Source organism: Williamsia serinedens (assembly GCF_024171725.1).
Classification (GTDB): Bacteria; Actinomycetota; Actinomycetes; order Mycobacteriales; family Mycobacteriaceae; genus Williamsia_A; species Williamsia_A serinedens.
This window is the reverse complement of record NZ_JAMTCG010000002.1, coordinates 468,058-491,845: the sequence shown is the minus strand read 5'-3', so window position 1 is coordinate 491,845 and position 23,788 is coordinate 468,058. Positions and strand designations below refer to the sequence as shown.

Here is a 23,788-nt window from a genome sequence, read left to right as displayed (position 1 = left end):
CGCCAGTAGTGTCGCGGGCATGCCCACCGCCCTCGTCACCGGAGCGTCCCGCGGACTCGGCGCCGCGATCGCCCGCGCGCTGTCCCCCACCCACGACCTGCTGCTCGGCGGACGTCCGAGCGCGGAACTGGACGCTCTGGCAGCCGATCTCGACGGCGCGTCGACATGGCCGGTGGAGCTGACCGACCACGAGGAGATGGAGGCGGCGACCGAACCCATCAGCGAACTCGACGTGCTGGTGCACAACGCCGGTGTCGGGGCGATCGCACCCGTCGAGGACACCTACGCCGACGAGTACCGCGCGATGATGGAGGTCAACTTCATCGCCGTCGCCGAACTCACCCGACAGCTGTTGCCCGCCCTGCGTGCAGCGCGCGGCCACGTCGTCATCATCAACTCCGGTGCCGGACGCGACGCGAAGCCGGGATGGAGCGCCTACGCGGCCAGCAAGTTCGCCGCGCGCGCCTTCGCCGACTCCCTGCGGGCCGAGGAACCCGACCTGCGCGTCACCACCGTCTACCCGGGACGCATCGACACCGACATGCAGCGCGACATCGTCGCCATGGAGGGCGACGACTACGACGGCAGCCGCTTCCTCCGGGTGGAGTCGGTGGCTGCCGCCGTCGTCGCCGCGGTCACCGCGTCGGCCGACGCCCACCCGACCGAGATCGTGCTGAAGCCGACCGGTCGGGGCTGACGACCCTCAGGCCGGCGGCGCGTAGATCTGCAGTTCGTTGCCGTCCGGATCGGCGAACGGAGCGATGCGTCCCCACGGGTGGTCGCTGATGCCACCGGGGAACTCGACGCCCTGCCCCTGCAGTCGGGACACCTCGTCGTCGATCGACCCCTCCGGTTGGAAGGTGATCACGGCGCCACCCTTGTCACCCGGTCGCGACGTGCCCTCGCGCGCGTTCAGCCCGATGGTCAGCGGTCCCGCGTCGATCTCGGACCAGTCCGACCCGGTCGACTTCACCGAGAGACCCAGGGTCTCGCCGTAGAACCGCACTGCGGCGTCCATGTCGTCGACAGGTACCCACACCGTCGTGTTGCCCGTGGCCATCACTTCTCCGTTCGTCGTGGTCTGACTGGTCGCCGCACGGGTGCCCCGTCGACGGAAACGGCAAACACCGCTTCGCGCACGACCCGCGGACCAGGCGCGGGGGAATTACTGTTCTCGCCCGTGGACAGCACGTCGGCCTGGGCCCCACTTCGGAACGCCGTCTATCGCAACCTGTTCGTCGCACAGCTGGTGTCCAACATCGGTCTGTGGATGCAGACCGTCGGTGCCCAGTGGTTCCTGGTCGACCGCGGGGCGAGCACCACCGTGATCGCGCTCGTGCAGACCGCGGGACTCGCTCCCAGCCTGGTGCTGTCGTTGCCGGCCGGGGTCCTCGCCGACCTGCTCGACCGACGTCGCCTGCTGATCGCCACCTCGATCTACTCACTGCTCGGCGCGGCGGTCCTCACCGCAGTGTCCTGGGTCGGCGCGCTGACGCCGGCGACCCTGCTCGCGATGACCTTCCTGCTGGCCTGCGGCGCGGCTCTGACGTCACCGGCGTGGCAGGCGATACAGCCCGAACTGGTTCCCCGCGCACAGATCCCGGCCGCGTCATCCCTCGGCAGCGTCACCGTCAACGCCGCCCGGGCCGTCGGCCCGGCCCTGGGCGGTCTCGTCGTCGCGATCTCCGGTCCGACGGCGGTCTTCGCACTCAACGCCGTGTCGTTCGTCGCCATCATCGCGGCACTCGTGCTCTGGCGGAGGCCGCGCGACCACCGCGCCACCGGGCGCGAGTCGCCGGGTGCGGCCATCGCGTCCGGCCTGCGATACGTGCGGTCGGCGCCGATCGTGCGGCGCATCATGCTCCGGTCGGCGCTGTTCGCCGTCCCCGCGTCGGCCCTCTGGGCACTGTTGCCGTCGGCGTCGTCGGACCACCTGCACCTCGACGCCTCGGGCTACGGCGCCATCCTGGGTGTCCTCGGGGTGGGAGGCGTCGCGGGCGTCGTCGTCATCCCCCGCGCTCGACGACAGGTCGGACCGAACGTCATCCTCGCGGCGTCTGCGCTGATCTACGCGGCCGGGGTGATCGCGATCGGTCACCTCCCCCTCGTCCCGACGGCGGTGCTCCTGTTCTTCGCGGGTACCGCTTGGATCGGGACGCTCACGGTCCTGAACGCGTCGGTGCAGTTGTCCCTGGCGCAGTGGGTCCGCGCCCGGGCGATGTCGGTCTACCTGCTGGTCTTCATGGGATCGCAGGCCGTCGGCTCCTACGTCTGGGGCGCGCTGGCCGGGGCGGTCGGGCTGGGTCCGACCCTGGCGATCGCCGCGGCGATCCTCGTCCTGGTGGCGGCGAGCGTGGTGGTTCTCCCGCTGCGTGCCGAGACGGGCACACTCGACCGCGCCGTGTCCACCGCGTGGCCCACCCCGACCATCGTCTTCGACGTCGACCCCACGGACGGCCCCGTCCTGGTGACCGTGCGGTGGACGGTGCTCCCCGGCCGGGAGCGCGCGTTCGTGAGCGCCATGCGTGCCGTCGGCCGGGCGCGGCGTCGAACCGGCGCCTACCGGTGGGGCCTGTTCCGTCAGGGCGACGCCCCCGACGTGATGCTCGAGCACTTCATGGTGCGCTCGTGGTCGGAGTACGAGAGCCAGACGCAGACGCGATGGACCGCCTCCGACCACGCCGCCATCGAGGCCGCACGATCGCACACGGTGCCCGGATCCGTGATCCAGCAACCCTTCGTGGCCATCGCCGATGACCGCATGCGTGCGCCTTCGACATCCGCTGACACGGCGACGTCATCGCCATAAGGTGACTCACGGCCGAGCCCGTACGAGCGCAGGAGTGCCCATGCCGACGATCACCACCCCCGACGGAGTCGAGATCTTCTACAAGGACTGGGGGTCGGGCCAGCCGATCGTCTTCAGCCACGGGTGGCCGCTGTCGTCCGACGACTGGGACACGCAGATGATGTTCTTCCTGGGCCACGGTTATCGCGTCGTCGCCCACGATCGACGGGGTCACGGGCGCTCCGAGCAGGTCGATTCCGGCCACGACATGGACCACTACGCCGACGACCTCGCCGCCGTGGTGAACCACCTCGACCTGACCGACGCCATCCATGTCGGACACTCCACCGGTGGCGGCGAGGTGGCCCACTACCTGGCGCGGCACGGCAGCGAGCGCGCGGTGAAAGCCGTTCTCATCAGCTCGGTCCCGCCCATCATGGTGAAGACCGACAGCAACCCCGACGGCATCGAGAAGAGCTTCTTCGACGGGCTGCAGGAGCAGGTGGCCACCGGCCGTGCCCACCTCTTCCGGACGTTCGCCGAGGGGCCGTTCTACGGCTACAACCGGCCGGGGGCGGCGCCCTCGGAGGGAGTCATCGCGAACTGGTACCGCCAGGGGATGTCCGGTGGCGCCAAGGCCCACTACGACGGGATCGTGGCGTTCTCCCAGACCGACTTCACCGAGGACCTCCGGTCCATCACGATCCCGACTCTGGTCCTGCACGGCGAGGACGACCAGGTCGTCCCCTACGAGAACACCGGCGTGCGGTCAGCCGAACTGCTCCCGAACAGCACGCTGAAGACCTACCCGGGCTTCCCCCACGGCATGCCGACCACCGAGGCGGAGACGATCAACGCCGACCTTCTCGAGTTCTTCCGCAGCTGACGTGAGCGCACGAGCATGGCCGGCGCTGCGTGTCGACGAGTGGGAGGCGACCCGGGACACCGTGCACCTGTGGACGCAGATCGTCGGCAAGACGCGGATGGAACTCGCTCCGGCACTGAACCATTGGTGGGGTGTCACGCTCTACGTCGACGCGACAGGTCTCACGACGTCACTGATCCCCGTCGGAGAACGGGGCCTGGAGATCCGATTCGACTTCACGTCCCATGAGCTCGTGGTGCTGACCACCGACGGCGACGTCCGACGCATGGCGCTGCGGCCGCGCTCGACCGCGGACTTCTACGAGGAGTACCTGGGCCACCTCCGAGATCTCGGGATCGAGGTGACGCTGCACGGCTCCCCGGTGGAGTTGCCGGAGGTCGTCCCGTTCGCCGAGGACACCGCCGAACGCCCCTACGACGCCGACGCGGTGTCGTCGTTCTGGCGTCTTCTCGTCGACGCGCACCGGGTGTTCTCCCGGTTCCGGGGCGAGTTCCGCGGGAAGTCGAGCCCCGTGCACTTCTTCTGGGGTGCCTTCGATCTCGCGGTGACGCGCTTCTCGGGGCGGCCGGCGCCGCAGCACCCCGGCGGCATCCCGAACTGTCCGGACCATGTGATGCACGAGGCCTACAGCGACGAGGTGTCGAGCGCCGGGTTCTGGCCCGGCGGCGCCGACGAGGGGGTCTTCTACTCCTACGCCTATCCACACCCCGACGGGTATGACACCCATCCGGCCGTCGAGGCGCCCGGTGTCTGGAACAGCGAGCTGGGAGAATGGATACTGCCGTACCACCTGGTCCGTCAGTCCGCCGATCCCGACGGGACGCTGCTGGCATTCCTGCGCCAGACCCACCGGGCAGCCGCGGAGACCGCCGACTGGCCGCCGAGCTGACTCATCGGGGTTGCGGCCCGGTGGCCGCCGGGCGGTCGGGATCCGACGACCACTGCGACCACGAGCCCGGGTAGAGGGCGGCGTCGACGCCGGCGATGGCCAGGGCCGCGACCTGGTGGGCGGCGGTGATCCCCGAGCCGCAGTAGACGGCCGCCGGGGCCGCGGGATCCACGCCGAGCGCAGCGAACCGCGTGCGCAGCTCCGCCGGTTGCAGGAACCGGCCTGTGGCGTCGAGGTTGCCGGCCGTCGGTGCGCTGACCGCACCCGGGATGTGGCCCGCCCGCGGGTCGATCGGCTCGACCTCGCCGCGGTACCGCTCCCCCGCCCGTGCGTCGAGCAGCGTTCCGCGGAACGTCGCGACGTCGTCGATGTCCACGGTCGGCAGGCTCCCGGCGCGCAGCGTGGCCGTGCCCGGCGCCGCGGGCACACCGTCTCCGGTGTGCAGGTCGCGGCCGGACTCCAGCCACGCCCGCAACCCGCCGTCGAGCAGTCGCACGTCACCGACACCGGCCCAGCGGAGCAGCCACCATGCGCGCGCCGCGGACCGGTTGCCGTTGTCGTCGTACGCGACCACCGTCCTGTCGTCGCGCACTCCCCACCGGCGTGCGGCGTCCTGCAGCACCTCGATGTCCGGCAGCGGATGTCGTCCCCGAGCGGGGTCGGCCGGTCCGGCGAGTTCGGTGTCGAGGTCGACGTACACGGCGCCCGGGATGTGTCCCTCACGGAAGTGGTCGTGGCCGCGGTCGTCGCCGAGGCGCCATCGGACGTCGAGCACCACCGGCGGGTCGGCCGAGGTCAGTCGCGTGGCCAGGTCGTCCGCATCGATCGTCACCGCGTCGTGGTCCATGGGACGTGTCTACTCCCGCTGGCGCCGTGCGCGTTCCCGGTGTCCGTAGGTCGCCTCGAGGATGTCGTCGTAGCTGTCCGCGCTCGACCCGACTGCCCCGGCAACGGTGCCCATCGACGTCGCGAGCCAGGCCAGGAAGACGTACCCGCGCAGACCGGTGTGGCTGCCCACCTGGGAGGCGAGGTAGCCGTCGTCGATGACCGCGAGCGCACCGCAGAGCGTCACGACGAGCAGGCCCAGGTAGAGGACGATCGCGTTGAGCACGATGGTGACGGTGGTCGCCGCGTTGTAGAGCCGGGCGCGATACCGGGGCAGGGCGTCCCGTCGTTCCCAGAGCCGGTTGTTCGCGATGAGCCAGACCGTCATCACCGTCACCGACAGCACCGACAGGCCGGCCAGGCGCCACGGGCTCAGCGCGTTCGCCATTGCCCAGATCGACGAGTAGAAGACACCGAAGGACGCGGTCGCGGCGGCCGCGGCCATCACGCCGGTCAGGGTGGGGATGAGCCGCCACGGTCGGTTGCCGCGCACCATCCCGAGGACCATGCGGGTGCGTCCCAGGGCCGACCGGGTCGCGAGATACTCACCACCGTCGACTGCGAACCACCGCGCACCGTGCACCGTGGGAGCCGCGTCGCGGTCACGCAGCCGTCGGATCGCGTCCTCGATCACCCGGATGAGTCGTCGGTCGGGTGCGACACCGAGTGCCGGCAACGAGACGAGTGCCGTACATGCGTCGTGGTCGATCTCGACCATCACCTGGTGCCGACCGCGCAGACGCGGGAACTCCGTGACGACGACTGCCGCCGACGAGTTCCGATGCGTGCGTTCGACGAGCTCGGGTACCAGCAGGGCGCCGTCCGGTCCGAGGGCGAGCATCTCCGTGTCGACGGTGACCGAGTCGACCCCGAGCGACGTCGACAGTCTCTCGGCGAGGCGGTCGCGCACGCGGTCGACGGTGGTCGCGGGTGGACCGGGGTCTACGACGATGCGCACGTCGTCCGACGACGATGGGGAACGCGGGGACATCGCCGACGGGGCTACCCCACCCGGCGTCGTGTCACACCTGCGGTGTCAGGAGATGGCGATGTCCTTCTCGGGATCCCACACCGCACGCATGCTGACCACGTGCGCGTCGTCGTCGAACCGCATGATGTCGATCGGCGTGACGGTGAACGTGCTGTCGCCGGCCTTCGTGTGGAGGACGAATTCGAAGACCGCCGTGTCCCCGGCGACCCGCACCCACTTCAACTCCGTCGACGGGCTCATCGCGCAGACGCCGCCGTAGAACTCGAGCAGTTCCTCGCGGGTCGTCTTCAGGTCGCTGCCGATGGGGTCCTCGACGGTGGCCCCGTCGGCGAACAGTCCGACGATCTTCTCGGCGTCGCCGGCGGCGAGGTGGTCGACGTAGGCCTGGACCGTGGCGGTGATGCTGTCGGTGGACACACTGGTGGTCACGGGGGTGCTCCTGTCGAAAACGAGAACGTGTTCTAGTGTCCGGCGAGAGTAGCGCACGCGCCCGATGTCCGTGTCCGGGCGCACGAACGGCCGATCCCATAGGACAATCACCACCGACACGGTCCGAAGGAACCCGGACCGACTCGCCCCGGAGGTGCACCCTGAGACGCTCGTTGGCCGGTGGGATCGCCTGGCTCTCGCTGCTCGTCGCGGCGGCATGGGTCGCGATGGTCTCGGCGCCGGGTGGGCCGGACTCGACGGCACGCTACGTCGTCGTCGGCGTCGCGGCGGCGATCGCCGTCGTCGTCGCCGTGATCTGGCTGTCGCGGCCGGAGCCCGGGCCCCGCATCCGCACGGCGTTCATCGCCGGATCGAACGTCGCCTGTCTCGCCGCCGGGGTGGCGGCGGTCGACGGCCGCGTCGGACTCGTGGCGACCGTGCCGTTGGCCTTCGTCGGCATGTACGCCGCGACGTTCTCCACCCGCCCCGCGTTCGGCGGACAGATGATCGCCGCGACCGTGGTGGTCTTCCTGGTGACGGTGATCGGGGTGGCCGACGGTGGCGAGGACATCGCGGAGTTGTCACCGTTCGTGGTCCAGGCCGCGTTTGCGGCCCTCGCGGTGCCGGTGATCCTGCATCATGGTCTGACGATCGCCGGGCGGGATCGGACGGCGACGCAGACGGGGGAACCGATGCAGGACACGTTGACCGAGGTACTCACACGACACGGGCTGTACTCGGCGGCGCAGACGAGCCTGTCGGCGTTGAACCGCAAGAGTCGGCTCGTCGTCGTGCGCGTGCACCTCGACCAGTTCCAGGACATCACCGTCGGCGACGGTCGCGAACGCGGCGAGCAGGTGCTCAAGCGCGTCGCCCACCGCCTCGCACAGGGCGTCCGCGGCGGCGACTTCGTGGCGCGCACAGGCGACGCCGAGTTCTCCGCGCTGGCCGGCGTCACCGACGAGGGCGTCGAGATCTTCGCGAACCGGTTCCGCGAGTTGGTGTTCGACGTCGAAGACCCTGTGCCCGTGAGCGCCAGCGTCGGTGTCGCGTTCGCGGTGACACCCATCGCCTCGACCGACGTGCAGACCACCATCGACGACCTCCTCCACCGTGCCGAGGTCGCCATGCAGGCCGCGCACGACGCCGGCGGCGACCGCGTCGAGATCGACTGGAGCGCGGACCCTACGGCGGCCGAGGGCCCCGGAACGGTCTGAGGCGACCGGGTACGGTTCCCTCAACACCGGTTGACGGGAGGCCCGGGCAATGGACCAGGGCGACTACCTCGCGCTCGACGCGACCGCGATGGCCGCGTCGGTCCGCGACGGCGCCGTGACCGCGAGCGAGCTGCTCGAGGCCGCCATCGTCCGGGCCGACACGGTGGACCCGCAGATCCACGCGATCACCCGTCGCCTCGACGACGACGTCCGCGACCGGGCCATGTGTGCTCTCGACGGTCCGCTCGCCGGGGTGCCGTTCCTGCTGAAGGACCTCTTCCAGTCACAGGCGGGTGTCGTCGAGACCGGCGGTTCGCGCGCTCTCGCCGACGCGGTGGCGCCGGAGACCGACACCGTGGTCGCTCGATGGCTCAACGCCGGTGCGGTCGTGTTCGGCCGGACCAACGTCCCCGAGTTCGGGATCAAGGGCACGACGAACCCCGCCCTGTTCGGTCCCACCCACAACCCGTGGGACCTGACGCGATCCCCCGGCGGGTCCTCGGGCGGCTCCGCCGCCGCTGTCGCCGCGGGCATCGTCCCGGTGGCGGGCGCGAACGACGGTGGGGGGTCCATCCGCATCCCGGCCGCGTGCTGCGGTGTCTTCGGGCTCAAGCCCGGCCGGGGCGTGGTGCCCACCGGGCCCGGGCAGGGCGAGTTCTTTTACGGTGGCGCGGTCACCGGCGTCGTGTCCCGGACCGTCCGCGACAGCGCCCTGTTCCTCGACGTCGTCCGGGGCACCGACCCCGTGGCGCCCCCGTACACCTTCGCCTCCCCGGCGCGCAGCTACGTCGCTGCGACACAGCAGGATCCACCGCGACTGCGGATCGGTGTGCAGCTCGAGTCGTCTCTCGCCGACGGACCCGACCCCGAGGTGGTCGCCGCGGTCCGGGCGACGGCCGATCAGCTGACCGAGCTGGGGCACACCGTCGTCGAGGCGCGCCCCGCGATCGACGAGCAGCAGCTCGCCGAGGACTTCCTCGTCCCGTGGTTCGCCCACGTGGCAGCGACCGTCGACGAGCTGCGCGAACGTGGCGCCCGTGACGATGATTTCGAGCTCGACACCCGGGTCCTCGCCGCCCTCGGTCGCGCCACCGGCGCCGTCGATCACGAACGCGCGTTGCTGCGCTGGCACACCCACGTGCGGGCGCTCAGTGAGTTCCACCGCGACCACGACCTGCTGCTCACACCGACCACCGCGACCACCGCGCCGCCCCTCGGGGCGTATGCGACCTCGGGTCTGGAGCGGGCGGGCGCCGGCATCGCGCTGCGCGCACGCCTCGGGCGGCTCATCGCGTCGACGGGCGCCGCGCAGGCCGGCGTGTTGCGCAACCTCCGGTGGGTGCCGTTCACGCAGCTGGCCAACATCACCGGCCGTCCTGCGGTCAGTGTGCCGCTGCACGAGTCCAGTGCCGGGTTGCCGATCGGCGTGCAGTTCGTCGCACCACCCGGCGGCGAGGGACTGCTGTTCTCGCTGTCGGCGCGCCTCGAGGAGGCGCTCCCCTGGGCGGTTCGACGCCCGCCGATCCGCTGAGCGGTGGGGCTACCAGCCCATCGACCCGGGGATCCCCTTGAACGGTCCGACGACCTTGCTGGTCACCCAGCCGCCGTAGAAGTTCCCCGGCTGGGGCACCACGGTCTCGCCGTCGACGGTCGCGCGGTCGACGAGCCCGGGCATCACCGCGATCGCGCCGGCGAGGTCGGTGAACCCCGGCGTCGGGTTCGGGTACGTCCACGCCGCACGGTGGGCCGCGACCTCGGGGGTGACCAGGTCGAAGTAGGCGGCCTGCCCCTTCCACTCACACCACGAGGCGCCCTCGGTCGGACGCAGCGCGCCGTCGACGAAGGCGGCTGCCGGGATGTAGTAGGTCGGCGGGTGGCTCGTCTCGAGCACGCGCCACCCGTGGGTCGCCGACGCGATGGTCTGTCCGCCGAGCTCGATCGTGATCGACCCGGCGAACGTCTCGAGGCGGGGCGGTCGCGGGTAGTCCCACACCGATTCCTGGCCGGGACCGGGCTTCTCCGGGGTCGGGTGTCGCATCACTCCAGCGTACGGGCGGCGCATGCGTGCGCCAGGAGCTTCCGTACGCTCACGAAGTGAGCACCGAGATCGACCACCGCCCCGGCGACTGGGAAGTCGAGACGCTGCGCAGGTCCCGGTGGGACTCGCTGCGACGACTCATGCGGGCCAAACCGCCGCTGACCCGCGAGTCGATCACCGTCGTCGACCAGCCCATGCTCAAGCGCGCGGTGACCGCGGCCGCGCTGGGCAACACCATGGAGTGGTTCGACTTCGGCGTGTACGGCTACCTCGCCGCCACGCTGGGCAAGGTCTTCTACCCGTCCGCGTCCAGCAGTGCCCAGCTGCTCGCCACGTTCGCCACGTTCGCGGCCGCGTTCATCGTCCGGCCGCTCGGCGGGCTGTTCTTCGGCCCCCTCGGCGACAGGATCGGCCGGCAGAAGGTCCTCGCGGCCACGATGATCATGATGTCGATCGGCACGTTCGCGGTCGGACTGATCCCCAGCTACGGCTCCATCGGCATCTGGGCACCGATACTCCTGCTCGTCGCGCGGATGGTGCAGGGCTTCTCGACCGGCGGCGAGTACGGCGGTGCGACCACGTTCATCGCCGAGTACGCGCCCGACCGACGGCGCGGGTTCCTCGGCAGCTGGCTCGATTTCGGCACGTTCATCGGGTACTCGATGGGCTCGCTGCTGGTGACCGTCCTCAACGCGGGACTGGGCGAGGCCACGATGACCGACTGGGGTTGGCGGATCCCGTTCTTCATCGCCGGGCCGATGGGCATCATCGGCCTGTACCTGCGACTCAAACTCGAGGACACACCCGCCTACCGCGCCCAACTCGACGAGCACGAGGCGAAGGTGAAGGAGACCCAGACCGCGGGTCGCAACATCCGCACCGTCGTCGTCGACCACTGGCGCGCGCTGCTCATCTGCATCGGCCTGGTGGTCCTCTACAACGTCACCAACTACATGGTGACCGCCTACCTCCCCACGTATTTCACCGACGTGATCGGCCGCAGTCAGCTGAGCGCGGACCTGCTGGTCCTGTTGGCGATGCTCGTCGTCGTCGGGCTCATCGTCGTGATCGGACGGCTGTCGGATCACGTCGGACGACGACCGGTGTTCGCCGCCGCCGCCGTCGGGCAGATCGTCCTGGCGGTCCCGGCCTTCTGGCTGCTCGACCAGAAACCGCTGTGGGCCCCGATCGTGGCGTGCATCGTCCTCGGTGTGCTGTTGGCCGGTTTCGCCGCACCGACGGCCGCGACGCTGCCCGCGCTGTTCCCCACCGTCGTGCGGTACGGCGCACTCTCGATCGGGTTCAACGTCGCGGTGTCCGCGTTCGGTGGCACGACGCCGCTGGTCACCTCGGCGCTGGTGACCGCATCCGGCAACCACCTGATGCCGGGGTTCTACCTCGTCGCCGGCGGCGTCGTGGGCCTGGTCGCCGTCCTGTTCCTCCGCGAGACGGCCACCGCCCCGCTCGCCGGATCACCCCCGCAGGTCGACGACGCCGACGAGGCCACGCGTCTCTTCGCCGAGGCGAAAGAGGCTGTGGCGCAGAAGAGCTGACGCTCAGCGCGGAGTCGCCTGGGGATAACCGCGACGAATGGTGCGGGCGAGGATCCCCAGTGTCGCCCGGAGCGACTCCGGGTTGATGACGGGGAACAGCCCGGCGTCGCGGTAGTCGGGGTGGATGTCCGACCAGTCCATGTAGGACGTGACATCGGTTGCGTCGCCGTTCGGTTCGAGCCGGTACCCGTAGACGTGACCGATCGGTGGCCGCATCACCCCGACGATGGTCCAGGCGATCTCGCGGTCGGGGACGAACGTGGTCACGGTGACCGTGACGTCGTACTCCCCCATCGGCCGGTCGCCGAGAGCCTCGCGGTCCATGTGCACCACGAACGTGTCGCCGGCCGCGGTGACGCGGTCCCCGTCGGCGGCCATGAGCATCCCGGACGAGTCGATCGCCACGTGCCCCTGAGGGTCCGTCAGCACAGCGAAGATCGCGTCGGCCGGCGCGTCGATGCGACGGTGCGCCTCGAGTCGTGTCGTCTCGGTTCCCATGGCGCGAGGCTACGTCGCGCGCGCCCCGGAGAACTCGCGGTAGAGCTCCGGCAGGAACCGCGACAAGTGGTTCATCTCCTGACCGCAGTGCAGCAGCAGGTTCCGGGCGACGTCGACGCCGAGGAACAGGTCGCCCGGGTCGACCGCGGGGCCACGACCGATCGCGCACGCCGCCTGGCCGAGGTCGGGCACGTGCAGACCACGGATGTTCAGGTAGAAGCGGCTGCGCATCTCGACACCGCCCGACACGGGACGCACCTGATGCGCGAGCCACCCGAGATCGACCGGGGCGATGGAACTCCCGACGCGACCCGCGATGATCGTGTGGCCGTCGGGAACGGTCAGCCCGACGCTGCGCGGGTCACGGAAGGCGATGCCGAGCTGCTGCAGCTTGGGGCCGATGTACTCGTCGACGTAGCTGATGTTCCCGACGTACCGAGCGCGGTCGGTGATCGGGGCAGAGGTCAGGTCGGTCTTCAACCCCGCGTACTCATGCGCGTCGGGGTGCCACAGCTTGTACTTGGCCGACTCGTTCGAGTGCCACCCGAACCACCAGTCCCACATCGCCGCGGTGTTGCGGGGCATCGTGGTGAGCACCGCGACGAACAGGACGCCGTCCGACCGCTGCCCGTAGCCGAACTCGATCGGTGAATATCCCGAGGGCTTCAGGTCCGCGGCGATCTGCTCGAACGGGGGGATCGACCCGGCGGGCAGAGGCGGCCCCGCGAAAGCGTCGGCGACACCTTGCTGCGGCGGATCGGTGCGGGTCTTGAAGTACTTCGCGTACGGCTTCGCGTAGTCCTCGGTGCGATAGCCCTGATAGCGGACCGTGCAGTTCTGACCCACGGCACTCCCCGTGCTCGAGGGCGGGGTGTCGGCGCTCGCCGTCCCCGCCACCGCTCCCCCGGCGATCGCCCCCGCGGCCGTCGCCGCGCTCACCAGGAACTGACGCCTCCCCATGCTCAACATCGGTTGAGTGTAGGTCGACCGGCGCTCGAGGCGCCAGATCGTTCGCATCGGGTTGGGCATCCTCCGACACAGGTCGGTGGACTACCGTGTCCTCACCAACAGCTGTTCGACCGCGTCGGGGGTCGGTCGCCGCCACGAAAGGGCAGACCCATCGACGCTCGATCCGCATCTGCAAGCTCCCCGGATGCCGGCACCGACGGTCCCGCGCCCACGCCGGGGTCGACCCGCCGCGACACGATCATGGCCGCGGCCGTCGTCGTCCTGGCCGAGCGCGGTCCCCGCGGGTTCACGCACCGCGCGGTCGACGCGCAGGCCGGCCTCGGACAGGGGGCGGTCAACTACCACGCCCCGTCGCGGTCGAAGTTGCTGTCGCTGGCGCTGGAGGAGGTCTTCCGCCGCGACCTCGAGACCGTCGTGCGGTTCTTCGCCCTCGAGGACTGGTCACCGGGGTCGGTCGTCGCCGCGCTGACCGGGTTCGTCCGTGAGATGACGACCGGGGACAACCGGCTGCGCGTGATCGCGCGCCACCACCTCCGTGGGGAGTCGGTGACCAGCCCGGAGGTCAAGGCAGCCTTCGACGAGCAGCAGGCGCAGTTCGTGCGGACCGTGAGCGAGGGTTTCGCCGCGGCGGGCAACCCGATCGGCCCCGCCCGCGCGGAACTCTTCCGGATCGCCGTCGACGGACTCATGGCCCGACAGACGATGTACGGCGCGGAACCCCTCCCCGACGGGGTCCTCGACGAGATCGCGTGGTTGATCGTCGACCCGTCTCGATCGGCCTGATCGGTATCCACAGCCCCCGTTTGTCCCGTGCATACGTACGTGATTAACTCTGCTCAACATTTCGTCTGGGGGTAGCGGACGGCTCGGGGTCGGCACGTGCGGTCCTGGGCTGCGCGCCGGACCGACCACGAGGAGAACGACCGTGTCACAGCGTCATTCGCAGCGGATGACCCGTACGACCGCCGGCGTGGTGCTGGCAGCAGCGATCGCCTCGGCCGCCGCGGGCCAGGCCGTCGCGGCCCCGGCACCGGGTACCGCGCCGCCGAGCAACGAGACGGCGCCCGGCACCGCACCGGAGTCCGCCCCGGGCACGGCACCCGGGACCGCCCCCGGCACACCGACGCCGCAGGCACCGCCCCCGCCCGCAGGGCCCAGCATCATCCCGGCGCCGACCTACGACGCACCGGTCATCTACGAGGACTCCCCCGGCTACACCCCGCCGGTCTATTCCGGGAACTACAACCCGATCCCGCCGGTGCTCACCGCCCCGCGCCGGGTCGCGCCGGTGAACCCGATCCTGCCGCGGCCGGGCGTCATCAAGCTCGGCAACATCCGGACTCCGCAGCCGGCGTGGCTGTCGGACGCCGACGCCCGCAACCTCAACGGCCAGGCCGCGACCATCGAGGCCCGCGTCGCCACGTACTACGAGTCCATCGGCTTCCCGAAGGACCAGGCCGCCCGCACCGCGGCCTCCACCACCGTCGGCATCCTCCTTGGTGGCGCCACCGGCGCGGCCATAGGTGCAGTCCCCGGCGCCATCATCGGTCTCCCGGTCGGCGCCGGTGTCGGCGCGCTGACAGGTTTGGCCATCGGCGCAGCTATCTCTGCGCCGGCCGGCTTCGTTCTCGCTGGCCCCGGCGCAGGGACCGGCGCGCTCATCGGCCTTGGTGTCGGTCCGGTTGCCGGCGCGGCAGGCGGTGCTGCACTCGGCGCCCTCATCGGTGGCGGTATCGGCGGCGCGATCGGCTACGCCGTCGGCGCCGGCGATCCGGGTGGTAACCCGAACGCTCCGATCGGCGGCGCGACGAACGAGGACCCGAGCAAGTCCAAGCCCGCTCCCCCGAACCCGGACGCGAACCAGTACGAGCTGCACGGCACCGGGGTCGACTACGTCGTGGCCAAGAACGGCGACGTCTCGGGCTCGGTGAAGGTCGGCGGTGCGACGGTGCCGATCTCGATCGGCCACGACGCCGCGGACGCGCCGTACAAGGCGGCCGGTGTCTTCGCGCAGACCGCGCGGGACTCCGTCACCGCGGCGGTGGTCAACTTCGGCAAGGAGGCGCAGAAGGCGTTCCCGGGCCTGCAGATCGAGTACCCGCAGTACGCCGCCGCGTCGACCGGGGGCAAGCACCGCAGGTGATCCGGCCCCACCAGTAATCTGCGTCAGGTGTCGCGCCTCCGCATCATCGGCTCGCTCGGGCTGCTCGCCGGGACGATCGGCGTCTCGGGCTGCGGCGGGTCACCTGCTCCGGACTACGCGACCGCGCCGTCCGGGTCGGTGTCAGTTGCCGCGCTGCCCGCCGAGTCCCCGATCGAGTGCGATCCGTCGACAGCTGCGCCCGGCGAGACCGTGACGCGCGGTCCGGGGGACTATCAGTCGGCACTCGGGGTGGTGGCCGACTACCACTGGTCGATCATCACCGCCCGCGACGCCGCCCGCGCCAAGCGCGCCATCCGGGAGAACCAGCCGATGGGCACGGATCCCCTGATCGACGCCGCGCTCACCGGCTTCCCCGTCGGGAGCACCTACTGCCTACGGATGCGACAGACCGCACCCGACACGGTGCTGCTGACGCTGACCACCCGACCGCCGGGCGGCGGCACCACGAGCTTCGCCCTTCGTGCGACGGTCGACGGTGTGCCCGGCGACATGAAGATCCGGGGTGAGGTGTCGCAGTGACCAACAGCCCCGATCGCCCGACCCAGGACGAACCCGACTCCCCCGACGAGCAGCCGAACCGCCCCGAGCAGCCTGAGCGCCCCGAGCCGCCGCGGGCGTCGCTGCCCGAACCTCCCTGGTTCGCGATGCGCGAGCCGGAACCGCCCCGCGGGTCACCCGAGGCGCCACCGCTCGCCGCAGCCGAGTACCGCTCGCCCGAATCGTGGTCGGCGGGCCTCGAACAGCTCGCCGTCGCGGGCCGGGAACGCGCCCGGACCAGCCGTCGCCGACCGACCCGGCTCCTCGTCGCGGCCGTCGTCCTGGTCGTCGTCGCCGTCGCTGCGGGTGTGACTGTTTTCCTCGTACATGGCGACTCCTCCACCAGCGCCGCCCGGGTCCCGTTCTGCGACCCGGGGACACGTGGTGACGCGACGACCATCGCGGGGGGCCAGGATCCGACAACCCCGGTGGGTGCGGTCGCTGCCTTCCTGAAAGCAGCGGTCACCGACCGTTCCGTCGCCGGTGCCCGGGCCACGATGTCGACCGGGGCGGTCACCCCGTCGACCGACGAGCTCCAGACCTGGATCTCGGCACTCCCCGCGTCGACAGACGGCTGGTGCGCCACCGTGACGACGACCGAGTCGACCGCGCGACTGCTCGTCGACGTCCGCATCCGCACCGCAGACGGCGTCGGGACCGTCGCCCGTCAGGACAGTGTCTACGTGTCCTCGCCCTCACCCGATCGCTGGACCCTCGACGCCATCGTCGGAGCGTCGACGAGCTGATCAGCCCAGCGGCGACGTCCGGTTACCGATCTTGTCGGTCGTCTCGAGGGGAACGCGAGTGGCGTTCAGGAACAGGCTGAGAAGGCTGAACCATGCGATGGTGGCGATGTACTTGCGAGTGAATAGAGCACCGAAGGTCTCGAGCATCGTCGCCAGCGTCTCGTCCGTGAGCGTTGCCGCCGGCGAGTACATCTCGTCCACCGCCGTGCACAGCAGCACGAACTCCTCGTCGATGCCGGTGACCGCATCGTCCGCCGCGACGGCGTCGATCTCGTGGGCGCTGAGTCCCGCGTTGCGCGCCATCTGCTCGTTTGCCTGCCACTCGTAGGGTGCGTTCAGCACGGCTGCTGCCCGCAGGATGATCACCTCGCGGTGACGTGCGTCGATCCCCTCCGTGCCGAAGATCGCGCGAACCATCCCGATCAGGCCGGGGTGGATGTCCGCGGTCCCCGCGAACATCTTCACGACGTTGAGCGTGGTGGCGGGGTCGTAGTCGTCGCCGATGACACGCCTGATCTCGTCATCCGTGGGCAGCGGTACCGAGATATGCGCGTCGTAGGTGGCCGGTCGAGCCATCGTCGTTTCCCTCTCATCAGTATCCCGTCTGGATACTTTCGGTATACCACCGTAGGGTTGCGGTGTGCCAGCCACCGATCGCTCACACGACGTCTACGCCGCACTGCGGGACCAGATCGTTCGTGGGGACATGCCCGCGGGGACGGTCCTCAGCGAGAGCGAGATCGCCGCGGCGATGTCGGTGTCGCGAACACCCGTTCGCCAGGCCGTCGCCCGCCTTCGGCGGGACGGCCTGCTGCATCAGCCCCCGGGCCGCTCCGCGGTGGTCACCGCGGTGTCTGCCGAGACGGCGGTCGAGCTCTACCAGGCACGGGAAGCGCTCGAGCCCTACGCACTGACGTTGGTCGCGCGATCGCGGGAACGCGACCATTTCACCTCACTCGCGGGCTCTTTCAACGAGCTCGCCTCCGCCGACCGCATCGACCTCGACGATCTGCACGCCCTGTCCCGGGAGTTCGACGCGCAGGTGCGGAAGCGCTGCGGGAACGGTTACATCGCGCGCCTGCTGGAGGAACTGTCGGTGCACACGGCGCGATTGCGCATGCTCGCCCGGGGTGACCAGGACCGCCTGCACGCGAGTGCCCGCCAGCGCTCGGCGATCGCTCACGCGGTCGCGCGGGGCGACGGGCCTGAGGCGGCCCGGCTCGAGGCGGCACGTCTGTCGGACAGCCTGGCCGTGGTGCTGCGCGAACTGCTCGGGACCACGGTCGGCATCCACCGGGGTGAGCCGATCGCGTGATCGTCCGGCGATTTCGCTGTCGACGAACACCGGGGTTGAGCGGGAACACCTCAAGTCCAGGGTCAGTTGAGCGGTCAGTGCTCAACACTGGAGGAAGCATGAGCGAACGTCTCCCCGTCCTGTTCCTGACCAACCCGATCGTCCTGCCCGGGATGGTCGTTCCCCTCGAACTCGATGACGCCGCACGCGCCGCCGTCGACGCGGCACAGGCCGCCGGCGGCTCGAAGAAGCTGCTCGTCGCGCCGCGCCTCGAGGACCGTTACCCGTCGCACGGTGTCGTCGCATCGATCGTGCAAGTCGGGCGCCTCGCCGGTGGCGAACCGGCCGCCGTCGTGAAGGGCGAGTCCCGCGCCCACATCGGGTCCGGCACCACCGGCCCCGGCGCCGCATTGTGGGTCGAGGTCGACCTCGTCGAGGAGGGCCCCGTCACCGACGAGGTCCGCGAGCTCGCCGCCGAGTACAAAAAACTCGTCCTGGCGATCCTGCAGCGCCGCGAGGCGTGGCAGGTCATCGACTCCGTCAACCGGCTCACCGAGCCGTCGGCGCTCGCCGACACCGCCGGCTACGCGTCGTATCTCAGCGACGTCCAGAAGCGCCAGCTCCTGGAGACCCCCGACGTCGCCGACCGTCTGCGCGCACTGATCGGCTGGACCACGGACCACCTCGCCGAGGTGGAGGTGAACGACAAGATCGCCGACGACGTCCGTGACGGCATGGAGAAGCAGCAGAAGGAGTTCCTGCTCCGTCAGCAGCTCGCCGCCATCCGCAAGGAGCTCGGCGAGGGTGAGCCGGAGGGCTCCGACGACTACCGCGCCCGCGTCGAGGCGGCCGATCTGCCCGATGCTGTCCGCACGGCGGCGATGCGCGAGGTCGACAAGTTGGAGCGCGCCAGCGACCAGAGCCCCGAGACCGGCTGGATCCGCACCTGGCTCGACACCGTGCTGGACCTGCCGTGGTCGGTGACGACCACCGACTCGACCGACATCGTCGAGGCGCGGCGCATCCTGGACGCCGATCACCACGGGCTGTCGGACGTGAAGGACCGCATCGTCGAGTACCTCGCCGTGCGTGCCCGTCGCGCCGACCGCGGCCTGCAGGTCGTCGGCGGACGCGGTTCGGGTGCCGTGCTGGCACTCGCCGGCCCTCCCGGGGTCGGCAAGACGTCACTGGGCGAGAGCGTCGCGAAGGCGTTGGGGCGCAACTTCGTCCGTGTCGCGCTCGGTGGTGTGCGCGACGAGGCCGAGATCCGTGGGCACCGGCGCACCTACGTCGGAGCGCTGCCCGGCCGCATCGTGCGAGCGATCAACGAGGCCGGTTCGATGAACCCTGTCGTCCTGCTCGACGAGGTCGACAAGGTCGGGTCGGACTTCCGCGGCGACCCCGCGGCGGCTCTGCTGGAGGTGCTCGACCCGGCGCAGAACCACACGTTCCGTGACCACTACCTCGATCTCGACCTCGACCTGTCCGACGTCGTGTTCCTCGCGACCGCCAATGTGGTGGAACAGATCCCGGGTCCGCTGTTGGACCGCATGGAGCTGATCACCATCGACGGGTACACCGAGGACGACAAGGTCGCCATCGCGCGTGACCACCTGCTGCCCCGGCAGCGGGAGCGTGCGGCGTTGACCGAGGACGAGGTGGTCATCACCGACGAGGCTCTGCGGGAGATCGCCGCGAATCACACCCGGGAACCCGGTGTGCGACAGTTCGAGAGGTTCCTCGCCACGGCACTGCGGAAGGCTGCGACGCGTCTGGCGGACGGGTCGACGGAAGCGGTGACCGTCGACGTCGACAACCTCACCGACTTCATCGGCAAGCCGCGCTTCACCCCGGACTCCGACGAGCGGACCGCGGTGCCCGGCGTCGCGACGGGTCTGGCCGTGACCGGCATGGGTGGCGACGTCCTCTACATCGAGGCGACCGCGACCGACGGCAAGCCGGGTCTGAACCTGACCGGTCAGCTCGGCGACGTGATGAAGGAATCGGCGCAGATCGCGCTGTCCTACGTGCGATCGCACGCGGCCGAGCTCGGCGTCGACCCCGCCGCGCTCGAGAAGGGCATCCACGTCCACGTCCCGGCGGGGGCGATCCCCAAGGACGGGCCGTCGGCCGGCGTCACCATGGTCACCGCGCTGGTGTCGATGGCGACCGGGCGCCGCGTCCGCGCGGACGTCGGCATGACCGGTGAGGTCACGCTGAACGGCCGGGTCCTGCCGATCGGTGGCGTGAAGCAGAAGCTCCTCGCCGCCCAGCGGGCCGGGTTGTCGACCGTCTTCGTGCCGCACCGCAACGCGCCCGATCTGGATGACGTCCCGGCCGAGGTGCTCGAGGCGCTGGACGTGCGCCCGATGACCGACGTCGCCGACATCGTCGCGGTCGCGCTGGAAGAGGCACCGGCGCAGGTGACGGCAGCCGCCTGATCGATCAGTCGCAGCACGCGCAGGTGTGGCCCGGGTCCGTGTCGGACCCGGGCCACGCCGGTGCGCAGCAGGACTCGCCTCGCCATGCGTTCAGGCCCTCACGGACCGCGATGGCTGCGATGACGAGAGCGGCGATCGGGTCGGCCCACGACCATCCGAGCAGGCTGTTGACCACGAGGCCGGCGAGCACGACCGCGGACAGGTAGGTGCACAGCAGGGTCTGCTTGGAGTCCGCCACCGCAGACATCGAACCGAGTTCGCGTCCCGCGCGACGCTGCGCGTACGACAGCACCGGCATGACCACGAGACTCAGCGCAGTCAGGGCGATCCCGACCGTCGAGTGTCGGGCGTCGTCCGCGCCGAGGAGGGTGCGGACCGCGTCGACGGTCACGTAGGCGGCGAGCGCGAAGAACGACATCGCGATGACCCGGAGGGCGACGCGCTCACGTGACTCAGGGTCGCGACCGGCGAATTGCCAGGCGACGGCCGCGGCCGACGACACCTCGATGACCGAGTCGAGTCCGAACCCGATCAACGCCGTCGACGAGACGCGGCTGCCCTCGACGAGGGCCACCGCCGCCTCGACGACGTTGTACGAGATGGTGATCGCGACGAACCACCGGATCCGTCGTGTCACGACGGACCGGCGCGAATCGGTGAGTGTCACCATCAGCAGCATCCGTCGCTGCCGGAGTCCGGACAGCAGGTGGGATCGACGGCAAGGACCAGTCCGGTCAGCTCCTGCAGAGCACGGCTGATCCGCTCATCGGCGAGTTCGTACCGCACTCGCCGTCCCTGGGGTACTGCGACTACCAGCCCGCACCCGCGCAGACATGCGAGGTGGTTCGACACGATCTGTCGCGACACCCCCAGCTTCTCGGCGAGGTCGGACGGGTGAGACGGCGACGCGCTGAGCAGCAGGAGCACGCGCACTCGTGTGGGGTCGGACAGCGCCTGTCCGAACCGGACAAGAGCGTCGTGTCGCAGTGCCGTCGTCATGGGCGATAACGATACAGATGGCGCTGTACTGACAACGCGGTCCCTACACTGACCTGCATGGTGATGGCGGATCGTCCCGAGGTGGAGACCGCGTCGGCGCCGGTGACGGCCCTGGCGATGGTCGGATTGGCCGAAAGCATGCTGAACGGTCTCGCGCGGGTCCCGTTCCGGAAGTTCTGGCGGGGTCCGGGCGGACTGCTCGACAACATCGGGCAGTCGGTGACCCGGCAGACCATCCGGTCGTTCATGGGCTACGCGATGTCGTTGCCGATCGACGAGTTCCGGTCGATGGAGAAGATCCTCGACGAGATCTGCCGCACCGTGATGCCCCCGTTCATCAGCGTCACCGACAACGTCGAGATCACCGACGACACGATCGGCGGCGTCGAGGGCATCTGGTGTCGGTCGAAGGCGAGTTCCGACGAGTACGTCGAGCAGGTCACGGACAAGGAGACCATCACCGCGACGGTGCTCTACCTCCACGGCGGCGGCTACATCGGGACGTCACCGATCATGTACTCCGCCTTCGCCGCATCGCTGGTGAACATCACCGGCTACGAGGTGTTCATCGCCGACTACCGGATGGCCCCCGAGTTCCCCTTCCCCGCCGGCGTGCACGACGCCGCCGACGTCTACCGGGGTCTGCTCGAACGCGGCGTCGACCCCGAGCACCTCGTCGTCGCCGGCGATTCCGGTGGCGGCGGCCTCGCGACGTCGCTGGTCTCGTACCTGCACGATCACGAGCTGCCGAAACCTGCTGCGGTGATGCTTTTCTCGCCCGAGGTCGATCTGGACCTCAACCACCCGTCGATCACCGAGAACGCCCAGCTCGACATCCTTCCGTGGAACGTGCCGGTGAGCCCGTACCTGCAGGGCGTGCAGCCCAACGACGAGCGGGTGTCGGCGATCTACGCCAAGCCGCATCCGGATTGGTTCCCGCCCACGTTCGTCTGCTGGGGCGCGGACGAGATGTTCCGTGACGGGATCCGCAAATTCGCCAACGGCCTGTCCGCGGCAGGCGTCACGGTGTACGCGATGGAGGAGGAGGGCATGTTCCACGTGTTCCCGATCCTCATGCCGTGGGCCGAGTCGTCCCGACGGGTGTTCCGCGCGCTGCGTGAGTTGTCGCACCGCCACGTCGAATCCGACCCGAACGCCATCGCCACCCACTGAGCAGATGGCGTACGACGAGGCGCTGGCCGACCGCATCCGCGATGCGATGGAGACCGAGCCGCACCTCACCGAGAAGCGGATGTTCGGCGGGTTGGCCTTTCTCGTCGACGGTCACATGGCCGTGGTCATCCTGAGCAAGCAGCAGGGGTTGATGATCCGTGTCGACCCCGACGAAGCCGATGCGCTGCTCGCACGCGACCACGTGAACCCGATGATCATGTCCGGCAAACCCGCTCGTGGTTGGTTGCGCATCGATCCACCCGGTCTCGTCGACGACGACGACCTCGGCGACTGGGTGGACCGCGCGGCGGCGTTCGTGCTCACGCTGCCGGCGAAGTGAGTCACCCCTCGGGTTCTGCTGCGTCGCCGTCGATCTGACGGGCGTCGTACAGGACCATCAGCGCGACGACGACCATCGCCCCCCCGCACACGGCGACCGCAGGAGTGCCGAGCCACCGGGAGATCACGGCACCGACCACCGCTCCCCCGGCGAACGCAGCGACGACCGCGGAGTAGAGCGCACACCGACGACGACTGTCGCTGTCGCGCTGGGTGATCACCGCATGCACCGACTCGACGAAACGCATCAGGTTGCCGGTCGTCGCGATGGTGATGATGGGCAAACCACCGATCGACCGGAAGAGTTCCATCTGCATCGCCGCGACGAAGGCGATCGGCACAGTGACGACCACGTTCGGCCAGGAAGCCGGGACGGCGGCAACGAGCCCCAGGACGACGGCCTGCGCGAGCGTCACGGACAACAGCAGTGACGCGCTGGTCGCGTCACGCCACCACGTCCGCAGCATCGTCGCCACCAGGACACCGACGACGAACGCCAGGATCGACCACAGGTGGGCGACAGCGCGGTGCCACTCGCCCGCGGCGCTCGACGTCGCGAGCAGGATGACGTTGCCGGTCTGCGTGTTCGCGAACACTCCCCCGCGCGTCAGGTATGTGTACGCGTCGAGGAAGCCGCCCACGCCGATGAGGATCAACACGAACCGCGGCGTCGACGCCGTCGCCACACCTCTCGTCACAGACAAAGAGTCTGTCGGTCCGGCGACTGCAGCGCCTGAGACTCTGCGCGTATGTCCGATAAGCGTGATTCCCCGTCTTCTCCGACTTCTCGAAGGCTGGTATGAGCGATCCTCATCCTCAAGGGACCCGCACTGCGACTGCGAGTCCCAGAAGGAACGCGGTCTCGACCCGTAGTTCGACCCGGCGACGATCGGCGTCGTCGCTGCGCACTTCTGGGATCAACGCCGGACAACCGCCGACGCGCATAAGGATC

26 protein-coding genes are annotated in these 23,788 nt (G+C 70.0%); 15 read left to right on the top strand and 11 right to left on the bottom strand.

The genetic code is table 11. The annotated features are described in order from the left end of the window. Nucleotides 1–19 precede the first annotated feature (19 nt). Nucleotides 20–697: an SDR family oxidoreductase gene (locus LX12_RS05800; protein ID WP_253653568.1), complete on the top strand. Its 678-nt coding sequence runs from the start codon at nucleotides 20–22 to the stop codon at nucleotides 695–697. 6 nt (nucleotides 698–703) lie between these two features. On the opposite strand, the gene LX12_RS05795 is transcribed toward LX12_RS05800, so the two are convergent. Next, entirely contained in the window at nucleotides 704–1,060 is a 357-nt protein-coding gene (locus LX12_RS05795) for a VOC family protein (protein ID WP_253653567.1), read from the bottom strand. Nucleotides 1,061–1,180: 120 nt separating this feature from the next. On the opposite strand from LX12_RS05795, the gene LX12_RS05790 reads away from it, so the two are divergent. Genes LX12_RS05790 through LX12_RS05780 form a run of 3 tightly spaced genes read left to right on the top strand, consistent with a single transcriptional unit; the run spans nucleotide 1,181 to nucleotide 4,563 of the window. Next, nucleotides 1,181–2,809 (top strand): MFS transporter, encoded by a 1,629-nt coding sequence (locus tag LX12_RS05790; protein ID WP_253653566.1) that lies wholly within the window; start codon nucleotides 1,181–1,183, stop codon nucleotides 2,807–2,809. A 40-nt stretch (nucleotides 2,810–2,849) separates the two neighbouring features. Further along, on the top strand, nucleotides 2,850–3,674 hold the full coding sequence (locus tag LX12_RS05785) for an alpha/beta fold hydrolase (protein ID WP_253653565.1): 825 nt from the start codon (nucleotides 2,850–2,852) through the stop codon (nucleotides 3,672–3,674). Nucleotide 3,675: 1 nt separating this feature from the next. Further along, nucleotides 3,676–4,563 (top strand): DUF5996 family protein, encoded by an 888-nt coding sequence (locus tag LX12_RS05780; protein ID WP_253653564.1) that lies wholly within the window; start codon nucleotides 3,676–3,678, stop codon nucleotides 4,561–4,563. A gap of 1 nt (nucleotide 4,564) precedes the next feature. Here the strand turns inward: LX12_RS05780 and LX12_RS05775 are convergent, their stop codons facing one another. From LX12_RS05775 to LX12_RS05765, 3 genes are all read right to left on the bottom strand, one after another. Continuing rightward, nucleotides 4,565–5,410, bottom strand: a complete 846-nt coding sequence (locus LX12_RS05775; protein WP_253653563.1) for a sulfurtransferase — start codon at nucleotides 5,408–5,410, stop codon at nucleotides 4,565–4,567. Between the two features lie 9 nt (nucleotides 5,411–5,419). After that, entirely contained in the window at nucleotides 5,420–6,358 is a 939-nt protein-coding gene (locus tag LX12_RS05770) for a hypothetical protein (protein WP_253653562.1), read from the bottom strand. 126 nt (nucleotides 6,359–6,484) lie between these two features. After that, nucleotides 6,485–6,868 (bottom strand): nuclear transport factor 2 family protein, encoded by a 384-nt coding sequence (locus LX12_RS05765; RefSeq protein WP_253653561.1) that lies wholly within the window; start codon nucleotides 6,866–6,868, stop codon nucleotides 6,485–6,487. Nucleotides 6,869–7,041: 173 nt separating this feature from the next. On the opposite strand from LX12_RS05765, the gene LX12_RS05760 reads away from it, so the two are divergent. Both LX12_RS05760 and LX12_RS05755 read left to right on the top strand, forming a co-directional pair. Continuing rightward, complete coding sequence (locus LX12_RS05760; protein ID WP_253653560.1) at nucleotides 7,042–8,085, top strand: GGDEF domain-containing protein; 1,044 nt, start codon at nucleotides 7,042–7,044, stop codon at nucleotides 8,083–8,085. 49 nt (nucleotides 8,086–8,134) lie between these two features. Further along, nucleotides 8,135–9,616: an amidase gene (locus tag LX12_RS05755; protein ID WP_253653559.1), complete on the top strand. Its 1,482-nt coding sequence runs from the start codon at nucleotides 8,135–8,137 to the stop codon at nucleotides 9,614–9,616. Nucleotides 9,617–9,625: 9 nt separating this feature from the next. Here the strand turns inward: LX12_RS05755 and LX12_RS05750 are convergent, their stop codons facing one another. Next, a complete protein-coding gene (locus tag LX12_RS05750) occupies nucleotides 9,626–10,123 on the bottom strand; it encodes a DUF427 domain-containing protein (protein WP_253653558.1) in 498 nt (165 codons plus the stop codon). A 140-nt stretch (nucleotides 10,124–10,263) separates the two neighbouring features. Here LX12_RS05750 and proP point away from each other — a divergent pair, with 140 nt between their 5' ends. Next, nucleotides 10,264–11,676, top strand: coding sequence for a glycine betaine/L-proline transporter ProP (gene proP, locus LX12_RS05745; protein ID WP_301284289.1), 1,413 nt, complete (start codon nucleotides 10,264–10,266; stop codon nucleotides 11,674–11,676). 3 nt (nucleotides 11,677–11,679) lie between these two features. Here the strand turns inward: proP and LX12_RS05740 are convergent, their stop codons facing one another. Both LX12_RS05740 and LX12_RS05735 read right to left on the bottom strand, forming a co-directional pair. Beyond that, nucleotides 11,680–12,174: an SRPBCC family protein gene (locus LX12_RS05740; protein WP_253653556.1), complete on the bottom strand. Its 495-nt coding sequence runs from the start codon at nucleotides 12,172–12,174 to the stop codon at nucleotides 11,680–11,682. Between the two features lie 9 nt (nucleotides 12,175–12,183). Beyond that, entirely contained in the window at nucleotides 12,184–13,143 is a 960-nt protein-coding gene (locus LX12_RS05735; protein WP_253653555.1) for a DAPG hydrolase family protein, read from the bottom strand. Nucleotides 13,144–13,383: 240 nt separating this feature from the next. Here LX12_RS05735 and LX12_RS05730 point away from each other — a divergent pair, with 240 nt between their 5' ends. From LX12_RS05730 to LX12_RS05715, 4 genes are all read left to right on the top strand, one after another. Beyond that, entirely contained in the window at nucleotides 13,384–13,926 is a 543-nt protein-coding gene (locus LX12_RS05730) for a TetR/AcrR family transcriptional regulator (RefSeq protein ID WP_253653554.1), read from the top strand. A gap of 166 nt (nucleotides 13,927–14,092) precedes the next feature. Next, complete coding sequence (locus tag LX12_RS05725) at nucleotides 14,093–15,286, top strand: hypothetical protein (protein WP_253653553.1); 1,194 nt, start codon at nucleotides 14,093–14,095, stop codon at nucleotides 15,284–15,286. Between the two features lie 27 nt (nucleotides 15,287–15,313). Further along, entirely contained in the window at nucleotides 15,314–15,826 is a 513-nt protein-coding gene (locus tag LX12_RS05720) for a DUF8176 domain-containing protein (RefSeq protein ID WP_253653552.1), read from the top strand. After that, nucleotides 15,823–16,590 (top strand): DUF8176 domain-containing protein, encoded by a 768-nt coding sequence (locus tag LX12_RS05715; RefSeq protein ID WP_253653551.1) that lies wholly within the window; start codon nucleotides 15,823–15,825, stop codon nucleotides 16,588–16,590. Before LX12_RS05720 ends, LX12_RS05715 begins: the two co-directional genes overlap by 4 nt. Here the strand turns inward: LX12_RS05715 and LX12_RS05710 are convergent, their stop codons facing one another. Further along, complete coding sequence (locus tag LX12_RS05710; protein ID WP_253653550.1) at nucleotides 16,591–17,166, bottom strand: carboxymuconolactone decarboxylase family protein; 576 nt, start codon at nucleotides 17,164–17,166, stop codon at nucleotides 16,591–16,593. A gap of 64 nt (nucleotides 17,167–17,230) precedes the next feature. On the opposite strand from LX12_RS05710, the gene LX12_RS05705 reads away from it, so the two are divergent. Next, complete coding sequence (locus tag LX12_RS05705; protein WP_253653549.1) at nucleotides 17,231–17,905, top strand: GntR family transcriptional regulator; 675 nt, start codon at nucleotides 17,231–17,233, stop codon at nucleotides 17,903–17,905. Nucleotides 17,906–18,003: 98 nt separating this feature from the next. Next, nucleotides 18,004–20,325, top strand: coding sequence for an endopeptidase La (lon, locus tag LX12_RS05700; RefSeq protein WP_253653548.1), 2,322 nt, complete (start codon nucleotides 18,004–18,006; stop codon nucleotides 20,323–20,325). Nucleotides 20,326–20,329: 4 nt separating this feature from the next. On the opposite strand, the gene LX12_RS05695 is transcribed toward lon, so the two are convergent. Together LX12_RS05695 and LX12_RS05690 are read right to left on the bottom strand one after the other, a co-directional pair. Continuing rightward, nucleotides 20,330–20,992, bottom strand: coding sequence for a cation efflux transmembrane domain-containing protein (locus tag LX12_RS05695; protein ID WP_372504943.1), 663 nt, complete (start codon nucleotides 20,990–20,992; stop codon nucleotides 20,330–20,332). Nucleotides 20,993–20,994: 2 nt separating this feature from the next. Beyond that, complete coding sequence (locus LX12_RS05690; protein WP_253653546.1) at nucleotides 20,995–21,324, bottom strand: ArsR/SmtB family transcription factor; 330 nt, start codon at nucleotides 21,322–21,324, stop codon at nucleotides 20,995–20,997. Nucleotides 21,325–21,381: 57 nt separating this feature from the next. Here LX12_RS05690 and LX12_RS05685 point away from each other — a divergent pair, with 57 nt between their 5' ends. Both LX12_RS05685 and LX12_RS05680 read left to right on the top strand, forming a co-directional pair. Continuing rightward, the gene (locus LX12_RS05685; protein WP_253653545.1) at nucleotides 21,382–22,497 is read left to right on the top strand and encodes an alpha/beta hydrolase; all 1,116 of its coding nucleotides are present in this window, start codon (nucleotides 21,382–21,384) and stop codon (nucleotides 22,495–22,497) included. Between the two features lie 4 nt (nucleotides 22,498–22,501). Then, nucleotides 22,502–22,837, top strand: a complete 336-nt coding sequence (locus LX12_RS05680; RefSeq protein WP_253653544.1) for a TfoX/Sxy family protein — start codon at nucleotides 22,502–22,504, stop codon at nucleotides 22,835–22,837. Between the two features lies 1 nt (nucleotide 22,838). Here LX12_RS05680 and LX12_RS05675 read toward each other — a convergent pair whose 3' ends face one another. Then, nucleotides 22,839–23,534 carry a YoaK family protein gene (locus LX12_RS05675; protein WP_253653543.1) on the bottom strand — a complete coding sequence of 232 codons (696 nt, stop codon included), beginning with the start codon at nucleotides 23,532–23,534 and terminating at the stop codon, nucleotides 22,839–22,841. Nucleotides 23,535–23,788 lie beyond the last annotated feature (254 nt).

Coding starts and splice junctions, on each gene's coding strand:
- LX12_RS05800 (WP_253653568.1), top strand. CDS start 20: ATGCCCACCGCCCTCGTCACCGGAGCGTCCCGCGGACTCGGCGCCGCG.
- LX12_RS05795 (WP_253653567.1), bottom strand. CDS start 1,060: ATGGCCACGGGCAACACGACGGTGTGGGTACCTGTCGACGACATGGAC.
- LX12_RS05785 (WP_253653565.1), top strand. CDS start 2,850: ATGCCGACGATCACCACCCCCGACGGAGTCGAGATCTTCTACAAGGAC.
- LX12_RS05775 (WP_253653563.1), bottom strand. CDS start 5,410: ATGGACCACGACGCGGTGACGATCGATGCGGACGACCTGGCCACGCGA.
- LX12_RS05755 (WP_253653559.1), top strand. CDS start 8,135: ATGGACCAGGGCGACTACCTCGCGCTCGACGCGACCGCGATGGCCGCG.
- LX12_RS05750 (WP_253653558.1), bottom strand. CDS start 10,123: ATGCGACACCCGACCCCGGAGAAGCCCGGTCCCGGCCAGGAATCGGTG.
- proP (WP_301284289.1), top strand. CDS start 10,264: ATGCGGGCCAAACCGCCGCTGACCCGCGAGTCGATCACCGTCGTCGAC.
- LX12_RS05740 (WP_253653556.1), bottom strand. CDS start 12,174: ATGGGAACCGAGACGACACGACTCGAGGCGCACCGTCGCATCGACGCG.
- LX12_RS05735 (WP_253653555.1), bottom strand. CDS start 13,143: ATGTTGAGCATGGGGAGGCGTCAGTTCCTGGTGAGCGCGGCGACGGCC.
- LX12_RS05730 (WP_253653554.1), top strand. CDS start 13,384: ATGGCCGCGGCCGTCGTCGTCCTGGCCGAGCGCGGTCCCCGCGGGTTC.
- LX12_RS05725 (WP_253653553.1), top strand. CDS start 14,093: ATGACCCGTACGACCGCCGGCGTGGTGCTGGCAGCAGCGATCGCCTCG.
- LX12_RS05710 (WP_253653550.1), bottom strand. CDS start 17,166: ATGGCTCGACCGGCCACCTACGACGCGCATATCTCGGTACCGCTGCCC.
- lon (WP_253653548.1), top strand. CDS start 18,004: ATGAGCGAACGTCTCCCCGTCCTGTTCCTGACCAACCCGATCGTCCTG.
- LX12_RS05690 (WP_253653546.1), bottom strand. CDS start 21,324: ATGACGACGGCACTGCGACACGACGCTCTTGTCCGGTTCGGACAGGCG.
- LX12_RS05685 (WP_253653545.1), top strand. CDS start 21,382: ATGGTGATGGCGGATCGTCCCGAGGTGGAGACCGCGTCGGCGCCGGTG.
- LX12_RS05680 (WP_253653544.1), top strand. CDS start 22,502: ATGGCGTACGACGAGGCGCTGGCCGACCGCATCCGCGATGCGATGGAG.